Source organism: Koromonas soli, from assembly GCF_059726265.1.
The window spans coordinates 183,832-208,516 of record NZ_AP040872.1 but is presented as its reverse complement, the minus strand read 5'-3'; the positions used below and the strand labels follow the sequence as shown (position 1 = coordinate 208,516).

At 56.9% G+C, this 24,685-nt stretch carries 19 protein-coding genes, 1 pseudogene and 1 riboswitch; of the genes and pseudogenes, 10 read left to right on the top strand and 10 right to left on the bottom strand.

The window, feature by feature from the left end; all coding sequences use genetic code 11:
• Positions 1-76: 76 nt before the first annotated feature.
• Positions 77-1,360: a cytochrome P450 gene (locus tag AC6IY8_RS00885; RefSeq protein ID WP_497776723.1), complete on the bottom strand. Its 1,284-nt coding sequence runs from the start codon at positions 1,358-1,360 to the stop codon at positions 77-79.
• Positions 1,361-1,652: 292 nt separating this feature from the next.
• Between AC6IY8_RS00885 and AC6IY8_RS00880 the strand changes: the two genes are divergently transcribed.
• The gene (locus AC6IY8_RS00880; RefSeq protein WP_497778594.1) at positions 1,653-2,033 is read left to right on the top strand and encodes a response regulator; all 381 of its coding nucleotides are present in this window, start codon (positions 1,653-1,655) and stop codon (positions 2,031-2,033) included.
• A gap of 81 nt (positions 2,034-2,114) precedes the next feature.
• Here the strand turns inward: AC6IY8_RS00880 and moaA are convergent, their stop codons facing one another.
• The 6 genes and pseudogenes from moaA to mtgA all read right to left on the bottom strand — a co-directional run bounded on the left by moaA (position 2,115) and on the right by mtgA (position 9,911).
• Positions 2,115-3,116, bottom strand: a complete 1,002-nt coding sequence (gene moaA, locus AC6IY8_RS00875; protein ID WP_497776721.1) for a GTP 3',8-cyclase MoaA — start codon at positions 3,114-3,116, stop codon at positions 2,115-2,117.
• A riboswitch (molybdenum cofactor riboswitch) is annotated at positions 3,107-3,264 on the bottom strand. It overlaps the preceding gene by 10 nt.
• A gap of 54 nt (positions 3,265-3,318) precedes the next feature.
• Positions 3,319-5,526 carry a 4Fe-4S dicluster domain-containing protein gene (locus tag AC6IY8_RS00870; protein WP_497776720.1) on the bottom strand — a complete coding sequence of 736 codons (2,208 nt, stop codon included), beginning with the start codon at positions 5,524-5,526 and terminating at the stop codon, positions 3,319-3,321.
• Positions 5,519-7,966 (bottom strand): annotated as a pseudogene (gene fdnG, locus AC6IY8_RS00865) (formate dehydrogenase-N subunit alpha); the annotation flags it as partial. The pseudogene fdnG and the gene AC6IY8_RS00870, both read right to left, overlap by 8 nt.
• Before the next feature lie 12 nt (positions 7,967-7,978).
• Complete coding sequence (locus AC6IY8_RS00860) at positions 7,979-8,518, bottom strand: molybdopterin-dependent oxidoreductase (RefSeq protein ID WP_497778656.1); 540 nt, start codon at positions 8,516-8,518, stop codon at positions 7,979-7,981.
• Positions 8,519-8,771: 253 nt separating this feature from the next.
• The gene (locus AC6IY8_RS00855; protein WP_497776719.1) at positions 8,772-9,116 is read right to left on the bottom strand and encodes a DsrE/DsrF/TusD sulfur relay family protein; all 345 of its coding nucleotides are present in this window, start codon (positions 9,114-9,116) and stop codon (positions 8,772-8,774) included.
• Between the two features lie 87 nt (positions 9,117-9,203).
• The gene (mtgA, locus tag AC6IY8_RS00850) at positions 9,204-9,911 is read right to left on the bottom strand and encodes a monofunctional biosynthetic peptidoglycan transglycosylase (RefSeq protein WP_497776718.1); all 708 of its coding nucleotides are present in this window, start codon (positions 9,909-9,911) and stop codon (positions 9,204-9,206) included.
• Between the two features lie 105 nt (positions 9,912-10,016).
• On the opposite strand from mtgA, the gene AC6IY8_RS00845 reads away from it, so the two are divergent.
• Complete coding sequence (locus tag AC6IY8_RS00845; RefSeq protein ID WP_497776716.1) at positions 10,017-11,072, top strand: acyltransferase family protein; 1,056 nt, start codon at positions 10,017-10,019, stop codon at positions 11,070-11,072.
• Between the two features lie 47 nt (positions 11,073-11,119).
• Here the strand turns inward: AC6IY8_RS00845 and AC6IY8_RS00840 are convergent, their stop codons facing one another.
• Complete coding sequence (locus tag AC6IY8_RS00840) at positions 11,120-11,419, bottom strand: hypothetical protein (RefSeq protein ID WP_497776715.1); 300 nt, start codon at positions 11,417-11,419, stop codon at positions 11,120-11,122.
• 65 nt (positions 11,420-11,484) lie between these two features.
• The gene (locus AC6IY8_RS00835; protein ID WP_497776713.1) at positions 11,485-12,255 is read right to left on the bottom strand and encodes an ANTAR domain-containing protein; all 771 of its coding nucleotides are present in this window, start codon (positions 12,253-12,255) and stop codon (positions 11,485-11,487) included.
• Positions 12,256-12,778: 523 nt separating this feature from the next.
• Here AC6IY8_RS00835 and nifH point away from each other — a divergent pair.
• The 8 genes from nifH to AC6IY8_RS00795 all read left to right on the top strand — a co-directional run bounded on the left by nifH (position 12,779) and on the right by AC6IY8_RS00795 (position 22,304).
• Positions 12,779-13,627, top strand: coding sequence for a nitrogenase iron protein (gene nifH / locus AC6IY8_RS00830; protein WP_497776711.1), 849 nt, complete (start codon positions 12,779-12,781; stop codon positions 13,625-13,627).
• Positions 13,628-13,720: 93 nt separating this feature from the next.
• A complete protein-coding gene (gene nifD, locus AC6IY8_RS00825; protein WP_497776709.1) occupies positions 13,721-15,334 on the top strand; it encodes a nitrogenase molybdenum-iron protein alpha chain in 1,614 nt (537 codons plus the stop codon).
• 56 nt (positions 15,335-15,390) lie between these two features.
• Entirely contained in the window at positions 15,391-16,773 is a 1,383-nt protein-coding gene (gene nifK / locus AC6IY8_RS00820; RefSeq protein WP_497776708.1) for a nitrogenase molybdenum-iron protein subunit beta, read from the top strand.
• A 40-nt stretch (positions 16,774-16,813) separates the two neighbouring features.
• The gene (gene nifE, locus AC6IY8_RS00815; RefSeq protein ID WP_497776707.1) at positions 16,814-18,175 is read left to right on the top strand and encodes a nitrogenase iron-molybdenum cofactor biosynthesis protein NifE; all 1,362 of its coding nucleotides are present in this window, start codon (positions 16,814-16,816) and stop codon (positions 18,173-18,175) included.
• Positions 18,172-19,560 carry a nitrogenase component 1 gene (locus AC6IY8_RS00810; protein WP_497776705.1) on the top strand — a complete coding sequence of 463 codons (1,389 nt, stop codon included), beginning with the start codon at positions 18,172-18,174 and terminating at the stop codon, positions 19,558-19,560. Before nifE ends, AC6IY8_RS00810 begins: the two co-directional genes overlap by 4 nt.
• A gap of 6 nt (positions 19,561-19,566) precedes the next feature.
• Complete coding sequence (locus AC6IY8_RS00805; RefSeq protein ID WP_497776703.1) at positions 19,567-20,835, top strand: radical SAM protein; 1,269 nt, start codon at positions 19,567-19,569, stop codon at positions 20,833-20,835.
• 19 nt (positions 20,836-20,854) lie between these two features.
• Positions 20,855-21,160 (top strand): (2Fe-2S) ferredoxin domain-containing protein, encoded by a 306-nt coding sequence (locus AC6IY8_RS00800; RefSeq protein ID WP_497776701.1) that lies wholly within the window; start codon positions 20,855-20,857, stop codon positions 21,158-21,160.
• Positions 21,161-21,173: 13 nt separating this feature from the next.
• The gene (locus AC6IY8_RS00795) at positions 21,174-22,304 is read left to right on the top strand and encodes a hydroxymethylglutaryl-CoA lyase-like TIM-barrel protein (RefSeq protein ID WP_497776700.1); all 1,131 of its coding nucleotides are present in this window, start codon (positions 21,174-21,176) and stop codon (positions 22,302-22,304) included.
• Positions 22,305-22,389: 85 nt separating this feature from the next.
• On the opposite strand, the gene AC6IY8_RS00790 is transcribed toward AC6IY8_RS00795, so the two are convergent.
• Entirely contained in the window at positions 22,390-24,675 is a 2,286-nt protein-coding gene (locus tag AC6IY8_RS00790; RefSeq protein WP_497776698.1) for a nitric-oxide reductase large subunit, read from the bottom strand.
• Between the last annotated feature and the right edge of the window lie 10 nt (positions 24,676-24,685).

Genomic DNA, 24,685 nt, shown 5'->3' with positions numbered 1-24,685 from the left:
CGTTGCGGCATCTATGACGACTTACGCTCCTGGACGTAACGGTGAGCCAATACGGGAGCTTTTTTCTGCGCGAAACTTAGGCGACGGCGGTTGTCATATTGCGCCTGTCATGCGCCTGCCAGGAAACGTTGGAGATGACGAATCGGCTCTTGGGTAGGGCCGGTATGCGGCGCAGGTCGATGGTAAGATCCTGCCTCGGAATCTCATATTTCACTTCGCGCACCATGATTTGTACGATGGCCTTCATCTGCTCGACGGTGATGCACTCTCCGGGACAACGATGTGTGACACGGCGGTCGCCAGCACCATGGGAGACGAGATCGTAAACGCCATGCGATTCGCGCTGGAAACGCTCCGGACGAAAACGCTCGGGATCGCCCCAGATGCGCCGATCGTGATTCGTCCCGTAGAGATCCATGATGACCCAGTCGCGCTTCTTGAAGTGATGGTCGCGCCATGTGAACTCCTCAAGCACCCGTCCGCCGATCACTGGAATGAACGGGTAATAGCGACGGACTTCATCGACGAAATATCCGAGTTGCTCGTCGCTGTCGGCTAGCCTCTTGCGCCACTCCGGATGGGCGTGAAGAGCCATCATGGCAAACACGATGTAACGCGCATTGGCCACTGTTGGGCGAAGCAGGTTGATCAACTCGACGCAAGCGGACCGCACGTCCAGCAAGCGGCCACGATTATCGCGAAAGGTGCTGATGAGATAAGCCGGACTGGACGAGGGAACGAGAAATTTGCCGCCACGAATGTTACGCACGACCTGCCGCATCCATCGCTCAGTGCGAATGCGCATCAGGTGTCCGCGCCAGTTGCGGGGACCAATGGAGCCGGTGCCCTCTACCATGGCCTCAAACTCGCGCGCACACTGGCGCACTTCGCGATCATCAAGACGAAGCCCGGCCCACTCGCACACAGCTGAGCAGAGGGGAAAGTGCGCTTCGTGAAATAGGCTGACGCTCGACATGCCGTGCCATCGCTCAACGTGCGCACGCCAATGCTGCGAAGTGATGCGAACAAGTCGATTGAGCGATTCGGGAGAGACGAAAGATAAGAACATTCGCTTGCGGCGGCGGTGGTCTTCTCCGTCGAGCATCATCACGCTGCCAAGATCGTGAATGAGGTTGGTGGCGAACAGGGGCATTGCTCCGCGGAGCGTGAAACGTCCAGGATGATAAAACTCTTCAGCCGCCTCGGCACCTCGCATGCATATTGCATTACGGAGCATGACGCGAGTCTCGAAAAGATCGGCACCAAGCCGCTCGCAACGATTGGAGACATACCTGTATCCCTCGGAAAATAGTAAGGAGTGTGTGCCATCGAAGGATGGGTCACGAGGAATGTTCGTCATGGGCAGACCTGGTCAGCGTGGAATGTAAGCTTTGGGTTAAGAGATGCTCGAAGCAGAGTCGCTGCCGCATTTAGTTCAACTTTTCAGATAACTCTTCCGATCCAAGCCTCATTGCGACATAAGTTTGGAGAGCGCAACAGATGAACTCGCATTCACACCATGGACGAACTCGCGATAATGTCGGCAGGCTGCGTCGTTTCGTTTTTTGAACGCATCTCACACCGAAAGCGTCATAAATGCGACACACTCGATAAAACTGAGAGCATGTGTGGACAACCGCCGACCCAAGATCATGTGTGTAGATGACCGCCCAGAAACTCTTCAAGCACGTTCCATGTTACTGAACCACTTCGGGTTTGAGACTCTGACGACCCGAGATTACGCGTCCTCCATACGGGCACTGCAGGAAAACTTCGTCGATGTACTGATTGTGGATTATCACCTGGCCAGTGGAGAAAAAGGAGATTTGATCGCGCGAGAGGCGCGAATGCGATCTCCAGAAATGCCGATTATCCTGCTCACAGGAGACGCGGTGGTTCCAGAATCCGTGTACAAGCTGGTGGATGCAGTGCTTGTGAAGGGACTCTCGGACCCAAAAACTTTGCTCAACACCATACGAGGATTGCTAGCGAGACCACCTCGGCTATTGGATTCGGGTCGAGCGGCCGCTTGATGACCTGGGCGCGAGTTAAGAAGATCAGGCTGCCTTGTCGGCAGCCTGAAAACGATGATGGAGAGATAGCCGCGAAGAAAGTTATCCGCCGATGCCGACCATGGCGTGCATGGTGTCCATGGACTCGGGAGCGTGCTTGCCTGCCATGTAGCGGCGGAACTCTTCCTCGGCATGAGAGCTGTTGTTCGTTCTCTGCGACGGCAGATCGAGAACTTCGGAATCCATGAGACAGCGGCGCAGGCGTCCGCGAGAATCCATGCGAAGGCGTTCGCAGCTTGAGCAGAATGGAAGCGAGCGCGGGGTGATCCATCCAACAGTGATCTCTTTGCCTTTCCAATGAACTCGTGTGCGGCGGGCAGGAGATGCTGAACCGTCGGAGATGGGCTCCACTCGGGCCTGGTGGGCGAGCCACTCCTGGACGTGATCTACGATCAGCAATTCAGAAGCACACCAGTCGCGCTCGGTTCCGGTGCGCATGAGTTCGATGAAGCGAAGCTCGACGCCAAGGTTCGCGGCATAGTCGAGGAGTTCTGGAACATCTTGCTGCCATGAACTGAGCAGGAGAACGGCATTCAGTTTCAGCGGCGTGAGTCCGGCGCGAAGTGCCGCTTCGATTCCGCTCAATGTCTGTTGTAGCTTTCCGCCGCGGGACAGTGTGGCGAAACGCTGCTCATCCAGAGAGTCAAGCGATACATTCACGCGTGACAGCCCTGCCTGTTTGAGTTCGGATGCGTGTTCGGCCAGCATGGAGCCGTTGGTGGTAAGCGAGACTTCGCGAATCTGCGGGATGTCGCGAAGGGATCGGATCAGATCGGTTAGGCCGCGCCGGACCAGCGGTTCGCCGCCGGTGAGTTTGACCCGATCGATGGATGTGTATTGGCAAAGCCATCGCACCTGATCGGCGAGATCTTCGAGCGAGAGCAGTTGCGAGTGCGGAACCCAATCTACGCCGCGCTCGGGCATGCAATAGCGACAGCGAAAATTACAGCGATCAGTGAGCGACAGACGCAATACTCGGACGGCATTCTGCTGAGGCGAGACTGGGTGAGACGCAAATGTGCGGAGAACTGCTGCGGAGTTCAAAAATGTCTCCTTTCCAACAGAGGGAGGCAGCGCCGTTTCCAGCACAGCCCTTGGACCCTGATCACTACTGGATTTGTCAGGATCGCCGCCGGCTGGGTCCTGGATGCATGGCATCTTTAGACCGATCCGGTCAGAGACGAGCTACATAGATGTTTTTAGAACGGGGCCGTGCTGTTAAAACACGGCCCCGGTGAATGGATGGTTAGTCCGTGAATGAAGCTTGCTGTTCTTCCTTCGGGAGAACGGGAACGAGTCGCACTCCCAACCCGAAGAGGAAGATGGTCGTCGCAATCATTCCGACCGAGATTCCCCACTCCCAGATGCTCGGGAAGTAATGTACCGGAGCGATCTGAGGCACGGGGCCCGTGAGATTCATTGCGAAGATCACGCCCATGCAGCGGTTCCAAACGATGCCGCTGACGGAGAGCAGTGCCGCGATGCCCAGTGTTGCAGGGCGATTGCGCACGCTCGACGAACCAAGCATGATCAACGGTACGAAGCCCAGAACCACAATCTCAATCAGGAACAGAACACCCTGAGATGAGGTGAGGACGTTAGCAAGCTGTCCGCGGATGGCGACGTCCGTAAGACGTGCAACCAGGTACACGAGCAGCGCCCAGAATGCCACTTTGCCCATGGCCGAAACCGGCTTCATGTTGAGCGTCCGCTTGAAGGCCTTCGCAATCCACATCTCGACCAGCACCATAAGTGCCGTGCCCGCTGCAACCGAAGACAAGAAGTAGCAGATCGGCATGACGGGTGACCACCAGAGATGGTTGAGCTTATCCGGCATGAGCAGGAAGAGCGAACCAAGCGAACTCTGGTGCATGGTGGAGAACGTTACCGCCGCAATGGCCAGCATCACAGGAACCGGCTTCTGCCCTTCCTTAGTGCGGAAGATGTAAGCCATGAACCCGAAGACTGCAAGTGCCGCCACGGTGTAGATCAGGTTGCGGGACATGAGGTACACGAAGAGCGATACCGCGACCGCAACGTAGGAACCCGAGTACTTCGTCCACAGCGCCTTCCACTTCGTCAGACCGAAGTAGTCGAGCGGCACGGGCAGGAACTCGAATACCAAGACCGTGAGGTAGAAAGTGATACACCAGGACACTTCGAACATGGCGGAATGTTTCGGTGCATACATTCCAAGCGCGTAGAAGTGCCAAGGCAGACCAAGATCAGCCATGAGCGTGAGCACGACAAACGTGTAACTCAGCATTCCCATGAGGACGGCGGCGCGACCAATGGAGTATAGGTCTTCTCGTGCAAAGACGTAGATCAGACCAGCGGTAGCAAACGCACCCGCGGCGATCGCAATCCACACGAAGTCGAATACGATCCAAAGGCCCCAGGCCCAGGTGTCGGAGAGGTTGGTGCTGCCTCCAAGTCCAAGAGCGAATCGCACGAGGAATGAAAGCGCTCCAAAGGCCATGAGGAACAGCAGCGTCATATTGCCACGCGAGAGAAGGTTCTGGCGCGTGAAGGGATTGCCGCCCGGAACAGGGGCAAACTCTACATGATGATGATGAGCTTCTTCCTTCTTGCTGGCGGACTTCCCTTCCTCTGCGGCAACTTTCGCACGACGCTTGTTCAACGCCGCCACGCCGCCGAGGACAGCTCCTACGCCAACCACAGCCGGAGGAACCGAGCCGAGGGCGATGGCACTGATCTTGGGCAGAGCTTCGGTCTGCACCTTGGGGAACCCGATCTGCTCGAATGGAACACTCGAGAGATAGAGAACTCCGGTGCCGCCCGCTTCATGCTCGCCGTAGATGTGCTCGACGTATGTGCCGGGGTTGTCCTTGATCCGCTTCTTCGCCTCGGCGAGAAGGTGCTCGCGCTCGCCAAACTTGAGAGCGCCAGCGGGACACTGCTTGATGCACATCGGTTCAGACAACTTGGTCGCGTAAGACCCGTTCTTGTCCGGAATCGACTGTCCATTGCGTGCGACCGGCAATGCCTGAGCATGGCGGTCGTAGCACATGGTGCACTTGCTGATCTGCGGCGCAAGCGAATCCCACTGCGCGGTGGGAACGCCCCAGGGGCAGGCCCACATGCAGTAGCGGCATCCGATGCAGCGTGACTTGTCATAAACGACCGGGCCTTCGGCTGTCTTGTGCATTGCTGTGACAGGGCAGGCCGAAACACATGCCGGCTCGTCGCAGTGCATACACTGCCGCTTGGCGAAGATCGTGCGGATTCCGCCCGGCGCCTTGGCGTCATCGATCTCATGATCGGTGATCACCACCAGCGTCTTTGCGGAAAGCACCTTCGGATTTTGCAATCCGAGGCCCTTTTCCGGCGCACTCGTCTTCTCGGCGGGCAGGTCGTTCCATTCCTTGCAGGAAACCTGGCACGAACGGCAACCGATGCACTTGGTTGTATCTATCAACATTCCGCTAGACATGTGCACCTCCGTCTTTCGCACGTTCCACCTTCACAAGACAGGCTTTGGTTTCCTGTGTGCCAGCTCCCGGGTCCACGGCATCGATGGTCAGAACGTTTGTGCTAGGACCGGTGCTCAGGCCCTTGAATCCCCAGTTATAGGGCATCCAAACGATCGTCACTTCCTTGCCGTTGATCTGGAGCGTCTGCATGCGCTTGGTGACGACAGCTTTCACAGTCACCTTGCCGCGAGCCGAACTGACATCGGCCCGATCGCCAGTCGCAATACCCAGTTGCTGCGCGAGTTTCTCTGGAATTTCAACCACCGGCTCTGGGACGAGTTCATTGAGCCACGGCACGTTGCGCGTGGTGGAACCTGCGCACCAGTGTTCCGACATGCTCGACGTCATGAGCACGTAGGGGAACTGTTGCACGGTGCCAATTGGGTGCTTGCCATCCTTAAGGCGCGGATACTTCAAGCACGGATTGCACTTAACAGCGGGGTGCAGAGAGTTCTCCGTCGGACTTTCGACCGGCTCGTAGAACTCAGGCAGCGGACCATCTTTGGGCGTGTAGGAGGCATCGCGCGGAAGCTTATCCTTGTCCTTCGCGTCAGGATCCTTGTAAGGCCCAGCGATAAGACGTCCGACACCTTCTCCGTTCATGCGGAACGCGCGCTGTCCATTCGGAGTGTCCGGCCCATCGGTCGGCACCGGAACGTCAGGAGTATCGACGCCAGCCCACTTCTTCTGCTCGGCATCCCACCAGACGATCTTGTGCTCGGGATCGAACGGCACACCATGCTCGTCGCACGAGGCGCGGTTGTAGAGAATCTTCATGTTGCCCGGCCAGGTCCATGCGAAGTTCGGATACATACCGAGTCCGCTGGGATCGGTCTTGTTGTCGCGACGCTTCGTCAGGTTCTTGCCACCCTTGAAGCAGCCAGCGTAGATCCAGGCTCCCGAAGAAGTTGTACCATCGTCCTTGAGGTCGGCGATGCCGTTGACCGGCTGACCGGTGGTCAGGTCGAATCCGCCGATTTCCTTCAGCACGGCTTCGGCACGATCCTTCGCAGGATAGTTCCATGCAGCCTTCAGAATCGGCACATCCTTCGGATCCGTCGAGTTCTTATACAGCGCACGCACCTTGTTGAAGAGCGTGTCGAATATTTCCAGATCGGGCTTCGCTTCTCCCGGAGGATTGACGCCCGCGTAGCGCCACTGCACCATGCGACCGGAGCCGGAAATGGTGCCTTCCTTCTCCATGAAGTAGCCCGCAGGAAGCAACAGAACTTCGGTCTTGATCGACTTGGGGTCAGCGCCCGGACGATGCCAGAAGCTGGCGGTCTCGGTCTCCCAAAGTTCCTGAACGACGAGCATCTCAAGCTTCTCGAGCGCCGCAAAGGTAACGTTCAGATTGGGATTCGTTACTGCCGGGTTTTGTCCGACGACGTACAGCATCTTCGTGCGGCCACTGAGTGCGCCTTCGAGCATGCCAAGAACGGAGTAATCGCCGGTGTTGCGCTTCGGCAGCCATGCATAGCCGTAGTCGTTTTCCGCCGTTGCGTTCTCGCCGAACCAAGCCTTCAACGTGTTCATGAGGAACTTGCGACGAAGCGTACCGTTGTTGTTCGTCCATTCCTTCAGCGTGGGCTCGTTGTAATTCGGGTAGTTCAGGTAGCCCGGAGTGTAGTTGTTCAGGACGGCCATGTCGCAGGCGCCCTGCACGTTTGGCTCACCGCGGAGAGCGTTTACGCCGCCGCCAGGCTTGCCGATGTTTCCGAGCAGCATCTGGATGATGCCATAGCAGCGGATGTTCTGCACTGCAACGGTGTGCTGCGTCATGCCGAGCGCATACATGATGGTGCCCGGCTTGTGCTTCGCCATGGTTTCGGCGATCAGCTTAATCTGCTCTTCGGGAATTCCCGAGATGTCGCTGCCCACCTTGAGCGTGTATCGCGAGAAGAACTTCTTCATCTGTGCGAATACGCAGCGGGGGTCGTCGAGCGACTTTGCCTTGAGAGGCTTCTTGTCCGAACCGAGTTCGTATCCCCAGCCTTCCTGGTGATACTTGTGCTTCTCCTGGTCATATCCGGAGAAGAGTCCGTCCTCAAAGCTGAACTCCTTGTTGCTGACCATGAGAGCGTTGGTGTGAAGCTTTACGTAGGGCTCGTCATAGAGCTTGTTTTCAAGGATGTAATTGGTAACCGCGTTCAGGAACGCGATATCGGCACCGGGACGGATGCGGGCATAGATGTCCGCTGTCGAGGAGGTGCGATTGAAACGAGGATCCACGTGGATAATGATGGCGCCCTTTTCCTGCGCCTTGCGGATCCACTTCATGGCCATCACGTGGTTCTCTGCAGCATTGGATCCCTCGATGAGGAACACCTTAGAGTTCTGCAGATCCAACCAGTGATTGGTCATAGCGCCACGACCGAATGCTGCCCCCAAACTGGGGACCGTGGGGCTGTGTCAAAGCCTGGCCTGATGTTCTACCTGAACAGTGCCGAGCAGACGTGCCATCTTGCTGACGATGTAGCACTCTTCGTTCGTGTTCTGCGCACCGCCCATGAAGCCAATGGCGTCGGTGCGGTTTACCGCAAATTCTTTGTCGCCTTCTTTTTCGGTGGCGATCCAGTTGGCGTCGCGAGTGTCCTTGATCTTGCGGGCAATGCGGTCATAGGCCTCATCCCAGCTGATCTCTTTCCACTGGTCGCTGCCAGCAGTGCGAAGCATAGGCTTTTTCACACGCTGGGTAGACCGGTGAGTCTCCAGCATGGCGGCGCCCTTGCTGCACAGCGCGCCCTCGTTGATTACGTGGTCCGGATCGCCTTCCAGATTCACCAGCTCGCCATTTTTGACATGGCCAATCATGCCGCAACCACAAGAACAGAAATTACAGGCAGTCGTGAACTCCTCGGTGCCCGCTAACTTCTCCTTTTTGGTCGCCGCATGTGCTTGTGGAACCTGGATGCCCAACTCGGCAAGAGTCAGACCGACACCAGTGCCCATCTTCAATAAGTCTCTTCGGCTTATCCCCATTTGTTCCTCTACCCCTTTTGACGTTCGGCAGGAGCTAACATAACAACAAGAAATATTGCGGTTATTCCTGATGTACTACGGAATGACACGTGCTTCAGTGACATACATCACCCGCTCACGTTCGCCGCGACACAAAGGTGTAGCCGATGCGCGAGAAAGCTAGTTCCCGCGCACGAGATTGAGGACGGTTGAATTTTGAGAAGAGCGATTCGCAGAGGCGTTGCTAGAAGGTCAGAACCTTGTCAGCGTCTTCTGTCCACTCGACGAGTTGGTCGAGAGAGCCGCGCTGTACCTGCGGTATCAGATTTTCTGGTTTAATCCCTCGGGCTTCCATGCAGGTGCCGCACGCAGCGAGATCGGCGCCAAGATCAGAAATCGCCGTCAGCATCTCCTGCGGATTGTATTCGGCATGCGCGGGGGAGAGTCCCGCGATGGCGGAAGTCACACCATCGCCGAAGAAGAAGACGCGAATCTTTGCTTTGCGGGCACAGGCGAGCGCCAGGCGTAGGCCGTTGTAGGTCCTCTGGCTACCGTAAGGCGAGTCGTTGAAGATAAAGAGTTTTCGCATTCCACTCATTTATCTCAAATGAACGACGTCTCTGGAACCGAATTCTTCATGTAGGCTGTTGCACCTAATAACCAGCAGGACTGGCTACTACCAACCGACTTGGCGCATTCGCCTGAGGATGACAGCGCTGTAGCTGTTCATGCGCTCTGGGCGTCGTTTCAGCGGCGCAGGAAGAATGGCAGCCAGCCGTGCCGATTGTTCGCGGCCGATATGCCGGGCCGAGGTTCTGTCATGGTAGCGACAAGCCGCCTCTGCACCATAAACGCCAGGCCCCCACTCGACTACATTGAGGTATAGCTCCAGAATGCGCTGCTTGCCGAGCACGACTTCGGCTACTGGCACCAGCGTGGCTTCCGCACCTTTGCGGAGGAAAGAACGTCCGGTTCCGAAGAACAGGTTCTTCACGAGTTGCTGCGTGAGCGTGGACCCGCCGCGTGTACGGCCACCTTCTATGTCTTCCTCGGCCGCGAGTCGGATGGCGTGCCAGTCAAATCCATGATGCTGGTAAAAGCGCGTGTCTTCCGCGGCAATGACGGCGTGCTGAAAATCGGGCGAGATCTGTTTTAGGGGGACGAACGTGTAGCGCTTCTGATAAGGCGTGTCGCGGAACCAGGACTGCACACGGCGCTGCATCTGCACCGCGGTTGTTGGCGGATTAATCCACCGCGCAGCAACAAGAAGCAGCACGGCAAACAGCCAGATGCTGACGAGGCCGAACGCAAACCGTCGAACAAGGGTAGGAACCGAACGTTTCCGGCTCGAGGCCTTGGCTCGTGTAGATACCGTGGAAGTCACATTTCCAGAATAGCAGCCTTGGCGCTCGCTGCGGGTCTCAAGATCATGGGCGGATATGTCTCACTCCAGCATCATGCGATAACATTGAAGAAGACGTAACGCTCAATGTCAGAAAACATCGCACCCCAAACAAATTGGAGCCTGCTGGCGGCCTGGCGCTTTTTTCTTGCGTCTGTGGTCGTCCTGGGACACTACTCCATGCTGGTGAAGCCCAACCTCTACGTAATCTTCAGGGCTGATCATCTGAATCCAAGCAGCGCGGTCTTCGGATTCTTTGTGCTTTCCGGGTACAGCATTGCAGCGAGCGTAGAGCGAGAGAGCGTCGGCTTTTACAGACGTCGTTTTCTGCGAATCTGGCCAATGTACATCGCCTCGGTTGTGTTCGCACTGGCGGTGCAATTACTGGTTCACCACACGTTGCATTCGCAGATCTTTGTGTGGCCGCTTGGGGAGCAGGTTTCGAGCGCATCTACGATTTCCATCGTGGCTTCATTTCTGATGCTGCAGAGCGTAATCAGCGCGCCGGTCCCACTCAACGGACCACTCTGGTCGCTCAGTCCGGAATGGTGGCACTACATGGTGGCTCCTCAACTCAGGAAGCTGCCGACGTTTGCGCTGATCGCGTTGCTTCTTGCGTCATTTCTTGCATTCATGTTGATCCATCCTCCGAACGGCGGAATTGAAACGCTTGCCAATTGGAGGATTCTGCTGGTGTCCTCCTGGATGTGGGTGACTGGGTTCGTTTACTTCCGGCTGAGAAGAACGCCGCTTGGGTTCACAATACTGGCCTTCCCTGCAACCCTGGCACTGGCGCTGAACAAGAATTGGGGACTGCCGCTGTTCTTCTCAATCTTCGTTCTGGTCATGAGTACAGAAGTTGTGGTGAAGGGCAACTGGGCGCGATTGCTCGACTGGCTTGGAGACATCTCGTACCCTCTTTACCTGTTTCACCTTCCGGCATTCATAGCCATGCTCGCGCTAGGCATGAGCAGTATGGCAGTTTTACTGGCGGGCTCTTTTTCGATAGCAGCATTCGCGCTGTACGCGCTTGACCTGCCTCTCAGGTCAAGGTTCTCATCCAGAAAAGAACATGCGAAGGTTCACGTTGTGATGCCTGCTTCGACCACCGAAGTGCTGCTCGGATCGGCGAGTAGCGACTAGGCTTCCAGTCGATCAGGCATCAACAAGAAGCGCTGCAAAGCGATGAACTACCGCAGCGGAACTACGCGGCCAGGTCCACGCGGCGCGGAAGGCCCAGTGAGCACGTGTTTCGACTCCATGGCATCGATCAGAATATCGAGCAATGACAAGATGATCTCGGGGCGATACCGAGCTTCATCGACAAGATGCTTGGAGCAGATGGACTTCCCTTCCCAGTCGGGCAGATCGCCCTCGGCAAGCGGAGGAAAGAACTGATACCGGCCTTGATTCGCGCATTTGGCGACGTGGCATGCGGGAAGGTTTCCCTGCGCATCCTTCAGGTTGATGGCGACAAGATTGAACGTCATTCGAATTCCTCCACGTGTCGTTGGTCGGTAAGACTGCGTCGATAAGGCCCGTAACAACTGTAGGACTACTCAGATTCACCACTCTGTTCGCGCGCTGCAGTGGGGCGTCGGGTGGCGATGTTTTCAACCATCAGCACGGCCTCGGCAACTTCGCGAATTGACTTGCGATGGCGGCGACTTTCCTCACGCAGGCTTTGGTAAGACTCCTGCTCTGAAAGGCCAAAACGCTGCTGCAGAATGCCCTTCGCGCGCTCGACGAGTTTGCGTTCCTCAAGTTGCTGGCGCACTAATAGGGCCTCCTGCTTGAGTCGGGTATTGTGCTCGACCAGTGCGGAATAGGCGATGGCTCCGCCCATTTGCTCGCCGAGAAAGCTGAGCAAGCTGATCTCATTCGGAGTGTGGTTGTGCACCTCGCGATGATGCACATTGAACACGCCGATCACTTCTCCACCCCGCACCAGCGGAACGGAAACGAGCGCCTCGTAAGTGTCCTCGACCATCGTGGAGAATGTCTTGAAGCGAGCGTCGGCCCATGCGTTGTTTGAGAGCGCCACTACAGTCTTGTGCTTGGCAACCCAGCCTGCAATTCCCTCACCCATGCTGAGACGCACGTTTCCGATCTCAGCGTCATGAGGGAGTTGTGAAGCGCGCAAAACAACGTCTCCTGTTTCATGGTCGGGCAAGTAGATGAGGCAAGCATCGCAGCCAGTGACCTCGACTGTGATGGCGATAAGCTCCGCCAGCATGTCGTCGATCGACAACCCGGAACTGACAATTCTGCTTGTGCGATGCAGGATTTCCACCTGCCACATCGCGGTCTCATCTTTCGGAAGCATGACTTCCTCGCTTGAATTGAAGCTGGTGCTTTTCAGGATTAAGTGAGAGTAGTTCGGTATTGCTGACCCGCGCCAATCAATAGTTCTTATTCCATCTATAAGCGCGTATAACTCGCCATGTCGATGTGATAGTTTAGGCCTGTTTCAGTGGTGAGCTTGCGGCAATGCCTCATCAGCGAATGCAATCGGCCGGATAGAAAATTCCGATTGGACTCCGGAGAGCTTCTCTCCTATTCTCTCCTTCACCAGCAATGGTTACCGACAATCAACCGACCACGGACGTCGCTGACTTGTCGCACTTTCTATTCTTCTAATCAGCGTCGCGCTGTAGCTGACGCCTGAGAAATCCCGCTCCAAGCTCGAGCACGCGATACTGCGGCTGATTCCAGCCGAAAGCAGAACTCTACCTTCAACAAAGCACAGCAGCATTTCGCACTCACCGCAGCGCGGCGCACCGGTCTACTTACTCCGGAGTGCGGGATCGACTTTATTCAAGAATTCTCTGAAAGGAAGACAAGAAATCATGCGAAAAGTAGCGATCTACGGCAAGGGCGGCATCGGCAAATCAACCACCACTCAGAACACGGTTGCAGCATTGGCTGAAATGGGCAAGAAGGTAATGGTCGTAGGTTGCGATCCAAAGGCGGACTCTACGCGGCTGCTCTTAGGCGGACTGGCACAAAAGACTGTGCTCGACACGCTGCGCGAAGAAGGCGACGAGGTCGATCTCGAAGACATCCGGCGCATGGGTTATGGCAACACCTATTGCACGGAGTCCGGTGGCCCCGAGCCAGGCGTAGGATGCGCAGGCCGCGGCATCATCACCTCGATCAATATGCTTGAGCAGCTCGGAGCCTACAAGGAAGACGTCGGTCTCGATTACGTTTTCTACGATGTTCTCGGTGACGTTGTGTGCGGCGGTTTTGCCATGCCGATTCGCGAAGGAAAAGCGCAGGAGATTTACATCGTGTGCTCTGGAGAGATGATGGCCATGTATGCGGCCAATAACATCTGCAAGGGTATTGTGAAGTTCGCACAGGCGGGCGGTGTACGCCTCGGCGGACTGATCTGCAACAGCCGCAAGGTCGATAACGAGCGAGAAATGATCCAGGAACTGGCTCGCCAGCTCGGCACACAGATGATCCACTTCGTACCCCGCGACAACGACGTGCAGCGCGCGGAGATCAATCGCAAGACGGTGATCGAGTGGCGTCCAGAGTGCGCACAGGCTGATGAGTATCGTGCACTGGCGAAGGCGATCGACACGAACACCAACTTCGTGATCCCGAAGCCGCTGGAAATCGAGGCGTTGGAAAAGCTGCTGATCGACTTCGGTCTTTCCGAAGACGCACCGAAGCACGCGATCGCCTAGTCGATCCTCCAGATTGATCCGCGCCGGCCTGGCGAACACCGTGCCGGCGCGCACAGCACAGACGCCTGATGTGGCGCAGCGATGGAGCGGTTTATGACGTTGGATCCGAGAAAAGTAAAAGAAGAATTAGTACAAATTTACCCGAAGAAACTGTCCCGGAAACGCGCCGATCAGATCGTGGTAAATGAGATATGTCCTGACGGCACGGTGCCGGAAATCAAGGCGAACACGCGCAGCAGCCCGGGCATCATTACACAGCGCGGCTGCACGTATGCAGGCTGCAAGGGCGTGGTCATTGGCCCGAGCCGCGACATTCTGAGCATCACGCATGGGCCTATCGGCTGCGGCTTCTACTCTTGGCTTACTCGCCGGAACCAGACGCTGCCGCCTACTCCGGAGGACGCAAACTTCATCAACTACTGCCTCTCGACCGACATGACGGAAGAACAAATCGTGTTTGGCGGTGAGAAGAAGTTGAAGGAAGCAATCCGCGAGGCTTATCAGCTATTTCATCCCAAGGCGATTGCGATCTTCTCAACCTGCCCGGTGGGACTGATCGGCGATGACGTGCACTCGGTTGCTCGCGAGATGAAGGCGGAACTCGGCATCAATGTGTTCGGGTTCTCCTGCGAAGGGTATCGAGGTGTGAGCCAGTCGGCGGGACATCATATCGCAAACAATCAGCTCTTCAAGCATGTGATTGGACTGAACGAAACGCAGCATGAAGAGAAATGGAAGATCAATCTTCTTGGTGAATACAACATCGGCGGTGATGGATTTGTTATCGACGAAATCCTGAAAAGCTGCGGCATCAAGGTGGTTGCGACCTTTAGCGGCAACTCTACTTACGACACGCTCGCCAATTCGCATACTGCCGATCTCAATATCGTGATGTGCCACCGCTCGATCAACTATGTGGCCGAGATGATGGAAACGAAGTTTGGCATTCCCTGGCTGAAGGTGAACTTCATCGGGGGTGAGGCGACGGCGAAGTCGCTACGTAAAGTGGCGCAGTACTTCAATGATCCAGAATTGACCGAACGCGTCGAGAAGGTGATTACGGAAGAACTGCCGAAGGTGAATGCTGTTCGCGATGAAGTTCGCAGCCGCGTGCAGGGCAAGACTGCCATGCTCTTCGTGGGCGGCTCACGCGCGCACCACTATCAGATGCTCTTCAATGAGCTTGGGATGAAGACCATCGCTGCCGGGTATGAATTCGGACATCGCGACGATTACGAAGGCCGTCGCGTGTTGGGCGATCTGAAGGTGGATGCGGACAGCAAGAACATCGAAGAGATCGAGGTGGTTCCCGATCCCATCCGCTATCGCCCGCGCCGCACGCCGGAAGAACTGGCAAAGCTCGAGGCAGATGTCGAACTCGAGTTCCGCAATTACCGCGGCATGATGCCCGACATGGATGCCGATCAACTTGTGATTGACGACATCAGCCATCACGAAACAGAGCGGCTGCTTGAACTCTACAAGCCTGATATTTTCTGTGCCGGCATCAAGGAGAAGTACGCCGTCCAGAAGATGGGTATTCCATGCAAGCAGCTTCACAGCTACGACTACGGCGGCCCGTACGCGGGTTTTGAAGGCGCCATCAACTTCTATCGCGAGATTGACCGCATGGTGAACATGAAGGTCTGGAAATTGACCGTGGCTCCGTGGCAGCAGCCAGAGCCTACCAAAATCGCCGCCCACTAATTTCCGAATGATGAGAGTCAACAGCCGCTGCTCACTGGAGCAGAAGGGAGAAGTCTATGCTTTTGCGACACACACCCACTGAGGTTCTGGAGCGCACGTCGCTCACCGTGAATCCGGCGAAAACATGCCAGCCCATCGGAGCGATGTATGCCGCACTCGGCATTCACAACTGCTTGCCTCACAGCCATGGATCGCAGGGATGCTGCTCCTACCATCGCAGCACTCTGACCCGCCACTACAAGGAGCCGGTGATGGCCGCCACAAGTTCATTCACCGAGGGCGCTTCGGTTTTTGGCGGGCAGGCTAACCTGCTGCAGGCAATCCAGATCATCTTTGCCGTGTACAACCCTGACGTGATCGCGGTACACACCACCTGCCTTTCGGAAACGATTGGTGATGACCTGGTGCAGATCATTGCGAAGGCACGCGACGAAGGCAAGATTCCCGAAGGCAAGTTTGTGATCCACGCGAACACGCCGAGCTATGTGGGCTCGCATGTGACGGGGTTTGCCAACATGTGCAAGGGAATCGTGGATTACTTCGCCGAGTCCTCGAAGGAAGAGAAGAAGCAGGTCAACATTCTTCCGGGTTGGGTGGAGCCGTCGGACATGCGCGAACTCAAGTGTCTGGCGCACAAACTGGGCGTGGACGTCGTGATGTTTCCCGACACAAGCGACGTGCTGGATGCTCCACAGACTGGTACGCACGAGTTCTATCCTCGCGGCGGAGCAACCATTGAGCAGTTGAAGAGTGCGGGCTCGAGTATTGGAACGCTCGGCCTTGGACTCACGGCCTCGACTCGCGCCGCTGATGCCCTGGAGCAGAAGTGCGAAGTGCCACGAGAGATGCTCGAACTTCCGATCGGAATCCAGGCGACGGATCGCTTCATTGAAGCTCTGCGGAAGATGGCAGGAGTGAAGGTTCCTGATTCTGTTACCGACGAGCGCGGACGCCTGCTGGACATGATGGCCGATATGCACCAGTACACATTCGGCAAACGTGTGGCGCTCTACGGCGATCCAGATCAACTCGTATCACTGTGCGAGTTCCTCGTTGCTCTTGATATGAAGCCGGCGTATGTCGTCACGGGAACTCCGTCACCGCGTTTTGAGAAGCGGGTGACGCAGGTTCTGGGCGGACTTGCGGAGACGGCGAAGATCAAGGCGGGGCCGCAAGCTGACATGTACCTGATGCATCAGTGGATCAAAAACGAAGGGGTCGATCTGCTGATTGGCAACACCTACGGAAAGTACATTTCGCGCGATGAAGATATTCCGTTCGTGCGCCACGGTTTTCCGATACTCGACCGTGTCGGACATCAATATTTCCCAACGGTGGGCTACGAGGGCGGCATGCGATTGCTGGAGAAGATTCTCGGCGTTCTTATGGACCGCCAGGATCGCGAAGCACCCGAAGAGAAGTTTGAATTGACGATGTAGGCAAACTGCACGAACACAAACACCGGAGCGGGGCGTAGCAATGGCAGACATTCTGAGAGAGCGGACGAAGCAGGTTTACCGTAAGGGGCAACAACCCTTCCAACTCGACTGCGAGAAGCCGAGCGCGGCGGGTTCGGTAAGCCAGCGCGCGTGCGTATTCTGCGGGTCGCGCGTGGTCCTCTATCCCATTGCTGACGCCCTTCACGTCGTGCATGGACCTATTGGTTGTGCAAGTTATACGTGGGATATTCGCGGAGCGCTCTCGTCGGGCCCGCAGATTCATCGACTGAGTTTCTCGACCGATCTGCAGGAACTCGATGTGATTCAGGGTGGAGAAAAAAAGCTCTACTCCGCGCTCTGCGAATTGATCGACGCGCATCATCCGAAAGCCGCATTTGTGTACGCGACCTGCATCGTTGGCGTGATCGGCGACGATGTCGAGGCGGTCTGCAAGCGGGTAAGCAGGGAGAAAGGAATCCCTGTCCTGCCGGTACATTCGGAAGGCTTCAAGGGAACGAAGAAAGATGGCTACCGCGCCGCTTGCGATGCGCTGTTCGAACTGATCGGCACGGGCAACACCGAAACGGTGACTCCTACGAGTATCAACATCCTTGGGGACTTCAACCTCGCGGGCGAAATATGGACCATCAAAGATTACTACCGGCGGATGGGAGTCGAAGTGGTTTCGTGCATCACGGGAGACGGCCGCGTGGAGGAGATCAACCGCGCACATGGCGCTGCTCTGAACGTGGTGCAGTGCTCGGGCTCAATGACACACCTGGCAAAGAAGCTGAAAGAGCGCTGGGGCACGCCGTTCATCAAGGTTTCTTATTTCGGCATGGAAGACATGTCGCAGGCGCTCTATGACGTGGCACGGTTCTTCAAGAGCGAAGAGATCATGCATGGTGCGCAAGATCTCGTTCGAGATGAACTGCAGCGCATTATGCCTGAGGTTTCGCGGTATCGCCGCAAGCTCGAAGGCGCGCGTGCCGCGATCTATGTGGGCGGGGCGTTTAAGGCCTTCTCGCTGGTGCGAGCTCTTCGCCACCTGGGAATGACGACCGTGATGGTTGGGTCGCAGACGGGAAACCGCGAAGACTACGAACTGCTGCGCGAGCTCTGCGACGAAGGCACGATCATCGTCGATGACTCGAATCCGCTGGAACTGTCGAGCTTTCTGCAGGAGAAGGATGTCGATGTGTTCATCGGTGGAGTGAAGGAGCGGCCCATTGCGTACAAGTTGGGCATTGGATTCTGCGATCACAACCACGAGCGCAAGGAAGCGCTCGCCGGATTTGAAGGCATGGTGAACTTTGCACGCGAGGTGTACAGCAGCGTCGCAAGTCCGGTGTGGAAACTCATGCCGCGGCGTCGTGCAGGCTGCGCGGAGGTGGCGCGATGAGCACAGAGCTGACCGTCCTGAAAACTACGGCGCCGAACTTTGTAAGCACGCGCAATCCGTGCAAGCTCTGCGCACCGCTTGGGGCTTCGCTGGTGATGCGAGGCATCGAAGGCGGACTGCCATTTCTACACGGATCACAGGGCTGCGCGACATACATGCGGCGTTACATCATCAGCCATTTCCGCGAGCCGATGGACATTGCAGCATCCGGCTTTAGTGAGGCGAGCACGATATTCGGCGGAGAGCAGAACCTGATGCAGGGGCTGAAGAACGTCACTGAACAGTACAGGCCGCGGCTCGTCGGAATCGCGACCACATGCCTGACCGAGACGATTGGCGAAGATGTGGGGCTGATGCTGCGGAACTACCGTGAATCGCGAAGTGGCGAGAGTGCCCCGGAACTGGTCCACGTCTCGACACCTAGTTACAACGGCACGCACCTGGACGGATTCCATGCAGCAGTTCGCGCAGTGGTGGAACAGCTTGCAGGTAGCGCCGAGAAGAGTGACGCCGCTCGTGTGGGGATAAACCTGTTTCCCGGGATGGTGTCGCCTGCCGATCTGCGACACCTGAAGGAGATCGCCGCCGACTTCGACCTTCCACTCACGCTTTTTCCGGACTATTCAGAAACGCTGGACTCTCCCGTTGTGGCGCATTACGAGAAGATTCCGGTGGGAGGAACTCCGCTTGCACAACTTCGCAGGGTAAATACTGCCACTGCAAGCATCGAGTTCGGACGCGCGCTGCAGTCGAAGGCTACGGCAGCAGGTCACCTCGAAGAACGATTTGGAGTCAAGGCACATCGGATCGGAATGCCAATCGGAGTGCGGGAAACGGATGCATTCTTTTCGGTGCTCTCGGCGCTTTCTGGGAAGTCGATGCCTTCGAGGTATGAGTTGGAGCGAGGCCGACTGCTCGATGCCTACGTCGATGGACACAAGTATGCGTTTGGCAAGCGCGCCTTGGTTTTTGGCAATGATGACATGGTCGTGGGCCTTGCGTCATTCCTGTCGGAGATGGGCGTGGTTCCGGCGCTGTGCGCGGCGGGAGGAAAGAGCAGTGGGTTTGCATCCTCCATCGCCGAAGTCACGAAGGACTGCCTCGAGCCAGTGATGGCGCGGGACAACCTCGACTTCATGACCATGGAACAGATGGCGCGAGAGTGCAATCTTCACTTCATGATCGGCAGCAGCAAGGGCGCAAAACTTGCGCGCCAACTGGGCATTCCGCTGATTCGCGTCGATTTCCCGATACACGACCGCGTGGGCGGACAGCGCATTCTGCACGTCGGCTATCGCGGCACACAACAACTCTTCGATCTCGTCGTCAACACCATCATTGAACGCAAACAAAACTCGTCGCCTGTGGGCTACAGCTATATGTGAGGGCTTATGCCACTAGATCTTACGCAGCATCCGTGTTTCAACTCAGAAGTAAGGCACCAGACTGGACGCATTCATCTTCCGGTTGCTCCGCGCTGCAACATCCAATGCAACTATTGCAATCGCAAATTTGACTGCATGAATGAGAGCCGGCCCGGCGTCACAAGCGCTGTGCTGAAGCCGGATCAGGCATTGGCGTATCTCGACCAGGCATTGGAGCGCGCACCGCAACTTCGAGTGGTGGGCATTGCCGGTCCCGGAGATCCTTTTGCCAAGCCGGAGGAGACGCTCGAGACGCTGCGCCTGGTTCGCGAGAAGTATCCCGAGATGCTGTTGTGCGTGGCGACGAACGGACTGAACCTGGAGCCGCACGTTGCCGAACTCGCGCAATTGCAGGTGAGCCACGTGACGGTAACGATCAATACGGTCGATCCGCTTATTGGAGCGCAGATCTATGCGTGGGTGCGAGATAACAAGACCATCTATCGTGGAACGGCGGCTGCTCAATTGCTGCTCGATCGCCAACTCGCGGCGGTGGCGGCATTGAAGGCCGCTGGAATCACGGTGAAGGTGAACACGATCCTTGTTCCGGGAGTGAACGACGATCACGCACCGCTGGTTGCCGAGCGCATGCGCCACCTCGGTGTCGATGTGATGAACTGCATCCCGGTGTACCCGGTGAAAGATACGGCATTTGAGGATAAGGAAGAGATTTCCGAGAACGCGATGCGTGAGATTCGCGCGCAGGTGTCGGAGATCATTCCGCAGATGGAGCACTGCACCCGTTGCCGTGCCGATGCTGTGGGGCTGCTTGGACAGGAACAGTCTGCAGAGTTGGTGGAGATTATGCGGGCCGCTGCCAATGGACTTCTCGACGATCGCAAGGGTCGCCCATATGTTGCCGTCGCAAGCATGGAAGGCATTCTGGTCAATCAGCATCTTGGCGAAGCAACACGGCTCTGGATTATGGAGTATGCGGAAGACGAACCCAAGCTGATTGAGCTTCGCTACACTCCTGAAACTGGTGGGGGCAACGCACGGTGGCGCGAGTTGGCGTCGAGCCTGGAGGATTGCCACACGGTGGTGGTAAGCGGAGTGGGCCGCGCTCCGCGATGGGTGTTGGAGCAGTCAGGGCTTCGCGTGCTCGAGGTCAGCGGATTGGTTTCAGATGTGATGGAGAGCTTGCATCGGACGGGTGATGTACCCGCCTCGATGAAGAAACAGTTCAGGTCCTGTTCATCTTCCGAGTGCCAGGGCACCGGCATGGGATGCGCATAAATTCTAAGGAGGAATCATTATGGAAAGGCCGAAGCACCACATATTGGTATGCGCGAGCTTTCGCGCAGCAGGCGAGAGCAAGGGCGCGTGTCATCGCAAGGACTCGGGCTCACTGCTCGGGTATCTCGAATCGGAATTGTCTGATCGCGACATGGAAGACGTGATGGTCTCAAGTACCGGCTGCCTGAATCGCTGCGAGAAGGGTCCGGTGATGGTCATCTATCCGGAAGGCTTCTGGTATGGCGAGATGAATGAAGACAAGATTGACGAAGTGCTCGATTCGCTGGAAGATGGCGAACCTGCGACGGCGCACCTCCTGAATTAGCCAAGGCAAACAGATGACCCACCGAGTATGGCTGATCGATTCGAGTCTTCGCGACGGCGAGCAAGCTCCTGGCGTTGCCTTCTCGCGCTCAGAGAAGATGAAGATCGCAACCATGCTCGATGCTGTTGGAGTTCCTGAACTCGAGTGCGGCATTGCTGCCATGGGGGAAGATGCCTGCGAAGACATCCGCAGCATTGCCGCACTCGGATTGCACGCGCGGCTGACGGGATGGTGCCGCGCCCGGCGTGAAGATCTCGACGCTACCGCGGCTTGCGGACTGCGTTCCGTACACATCGCTTTTCCCGTGTCGGATATCCAGCTTGGGTGCATTCGGCAGGATGAGTCGTGGGCGTTAGCAACTGTGGCTGAGCTTGTGGCGTACGCAAGAACGAATTTCGATTTCGTGGCAGTTGGTGCGCAGGATGCTTCGCGGGCGGAGGCAGGATTTCTGCATCAGTTCGTCGCGGCAGCACGCATTGCTGGCGCGCAGCGTCTTCGATTTGCCGACACGGTAGGCATTTGCAATCCTATTCAGCTCGTTGAAACGTTTCGCACATTGCGCGGCGTTGCCGGTGACATGTTGCTGGAATTTCATGGACACAACGATCTGGGCATGGCCACTGCGAACTGCGTTGCGGCCGTGCATGGAGGCGCGGACTGCATCAGCCTGACAGTGAACGGGCTGGGAGAGCGGGCGGGCAATGCCGCGCTGGAGCAGGTTGTGATGGCGCTTCGTCATTCGCTGGGACGAGATTGCCAAGTTGAGACAGAGCGCTTTGCCGAGTTGTGCAGAGTGGTCGCTGAGTTCTCGGGCCGGAAGATTCCCGAGTCGCAACCCATCGTCGGACGAAGCACCTTTCAGCACGAATCTGGCATTCATTGCAGTGGACAACTGCGGGACTCGCGGGCGTTTGAACCTTTCGTTCCGGCGCAGGTGGGACGGCGTTCGGAGATCACGGCGGGACGACACTCCGGGAAAGCGGCAATCGCATACCTGCTTGCCGCTGAGGGACTAAGTCCGGATTGCGAGCTGACGGGGAAGTTGATCGGAAAATTACGTACTCGCTCAATCGCTACTAAGCGCAGCGTTACGCAATCGGAGCTTGCAAACTACTTCAGAGCTGCACAGCGGGAACGGATGTAATCAGCGTGGATGGGAGTTCTGACAGGGGAAGAGATGGTGCGTGAGTAGCCCGAACGGTACGTATTCGAGCTACTCACGGCTTCAGTTAGTCGCCAGCAGCTACTCGGGTAGCAACCTCCTCGAAGTCCTCTTCGTATGAGCGGCCCAGGTCGTAGGAGTGTCCTGTGATCAGGCCGATGACAAAGTAGCCGAGGATCACGGCACCGATTCCGAACAGTACGTCGCCGGGAACGCGCATCCACTTCAACGCAGTCATGTATGGACCGTGCAGGAATTCGGAGGAGCGGGCATACCACGTCCCGTGATCGACCGAGGCCCAGGCTTGCATTAGACCCACGGGCAGGACGCTGAAGACCACCATTGCGCCCAGTCCGATGTTGATCAACCAGAAGGCCAGCGCGATCGGCTTTTCCTTCCAGGCCACTGCGGGCTTGATCGCACGCAGGCAGAACAACATCAATCCAAGTCCGAGCATTCCGTAAACACCGAAGAGAGCGGTGTGTCCGTGCACGGGAGTAGTGTTGAGGCCCTGCACATAGTAGAGCGCTACCGGCGGGTTGATCAGGAAGCCGAACAAGCCTGCGCCAACGAAGTTCCAGAACGCTACCGCGACGAAGAAGTACACCGGCCACTTATAGGCACCAAGCCAGGGAGCACGCGGATTCGCTTTCGTGAGCCGAATGTTTTCCCAAGCTTCTTTGCCGACCAGCACAAGCGGCACCACTTCGAGAGCGCTGAATACCGCGCCCAGCGCCATAACCGAGGCAGGCATGCCTGTGAAGTAGAGATGATGGAATGTGCCGATGATTCCGCCGGACAAGAAGATTACGGTTGAGAACAGCACCGCGCGAGTCGCAGACTTCACGGAGAGCAAGCGCAGTCGTGTGAACAGGAAGGCGATCACCACCGTGGCGAAGACCTCGAAGAACCCTTCGACCCAGAGGTGAACAACCCACCAGCGCCAGTATTCGGCAGTGACGAGGTGCGAGCGCTGGCCGTACATCAGTCCGGCGGCGTAGAAGGTCGGGATCGCGATGGCCGAGATGACGAACATCATCAGCAGAGCGAAATTCTCATCGCGCTTGGCGAGAGCCGGCTTGAGCGCACGATACATCAACCACAACCAGAAGATCAGTCCGCCGAACAACAGAATTTGCCATAGACGGCCGAGATCAACATATTCGAAGCCCTGCGAACCCAGCCAGAACCACAGGTTGCCGAGTTTCTGCTGGATGCCGAGCCACTCACCGGTGAGCGAGCCACCGACGACCAGCACGAGCGCGCCGAACAGAATGTTCACGCCAAGGCGCTGTCCCTTTGGTTCGGCGCCACCCACGGCTGGTGCGATATACAAGCCCGTTGCCAGCCACGATGTCGCGATCCAGAAGATCGCAATCTGTAGATGCCAGGTGCGCGTGATGGAATAGGGCAGCCACTTCGCGAGCGGAATGCCGAAGAATCCATTGCCCTCAACTCCGTAGTGCGCAGTCAGGACTCCGAGGCCGATTTGCAACACCCATAGCGCTGCTACGATAAGGAAGTATTTGACCGTTGCGCGTTGCGATGGTGTGGGAACAAGTCCGAGCAAAGGATCGCTGTGCGGCTTGAGGTCCGCTTCAGGAGCTTCCTGCTTCGCTCCGAAATACCAAACCAGAGCGCCAACTCCGGCGAGCAGCATAACGAAGCTGAGGAGACTCCAGACGATTGCGTTTCCGGTGGGACTGTTGCCAACAAGCGTTTCATGCGGCCAATTCTGCGTGTAACTAACCGTCTGCCCAGGGCGATTGGTAGAGGCTGCCCATGCGGTCCACCAGAAGAACGCCGCCATTTTTTGCTGCTTCGTCGCATCGGTGAGTGCACCTTGCGGGATTGCGTAGTCGCTGCGCCCATTCTCGAAGATGTTGGCGTAGTAGGTGGCGAGTTGCGTGTAAGCAACGGCCTGCACGGGATCGATGGTAATTGTGCCGGTCGCCTCATCGTAGGTATTGCGACGCATCAACTGCTCGAGACGTCCACGCAGACCCGCTTGCGATTCAACGGACATTGCGGCGAAATTCGCCGCGCCTTTTTCTTGTGCCCAGCGATCAAGAATGATCTCGCACTCGCGATGCAGATAATCCGCCGTCCAGTCTGGAGCGACATAAGCGCCGTGTCCCCAGATGGAGCCGATTTCCTGGCCGCCAAGCGACTGCCACACATTCTGGCCATCCATGACGGCTGGTCCCTGGAAGAGAACCTGCCCATCCGTCGTGACCAGCCTCTCCGGCAGCGGAGGCGCGCTCTTGATGCCTTTGTAGCCCACGCCGCCGAGAACTGCAAAAGACGCGATGAGCACGATTGCCAATGCGATCCAAAGACGCTTGTAGTTCATTGCTCTCTCC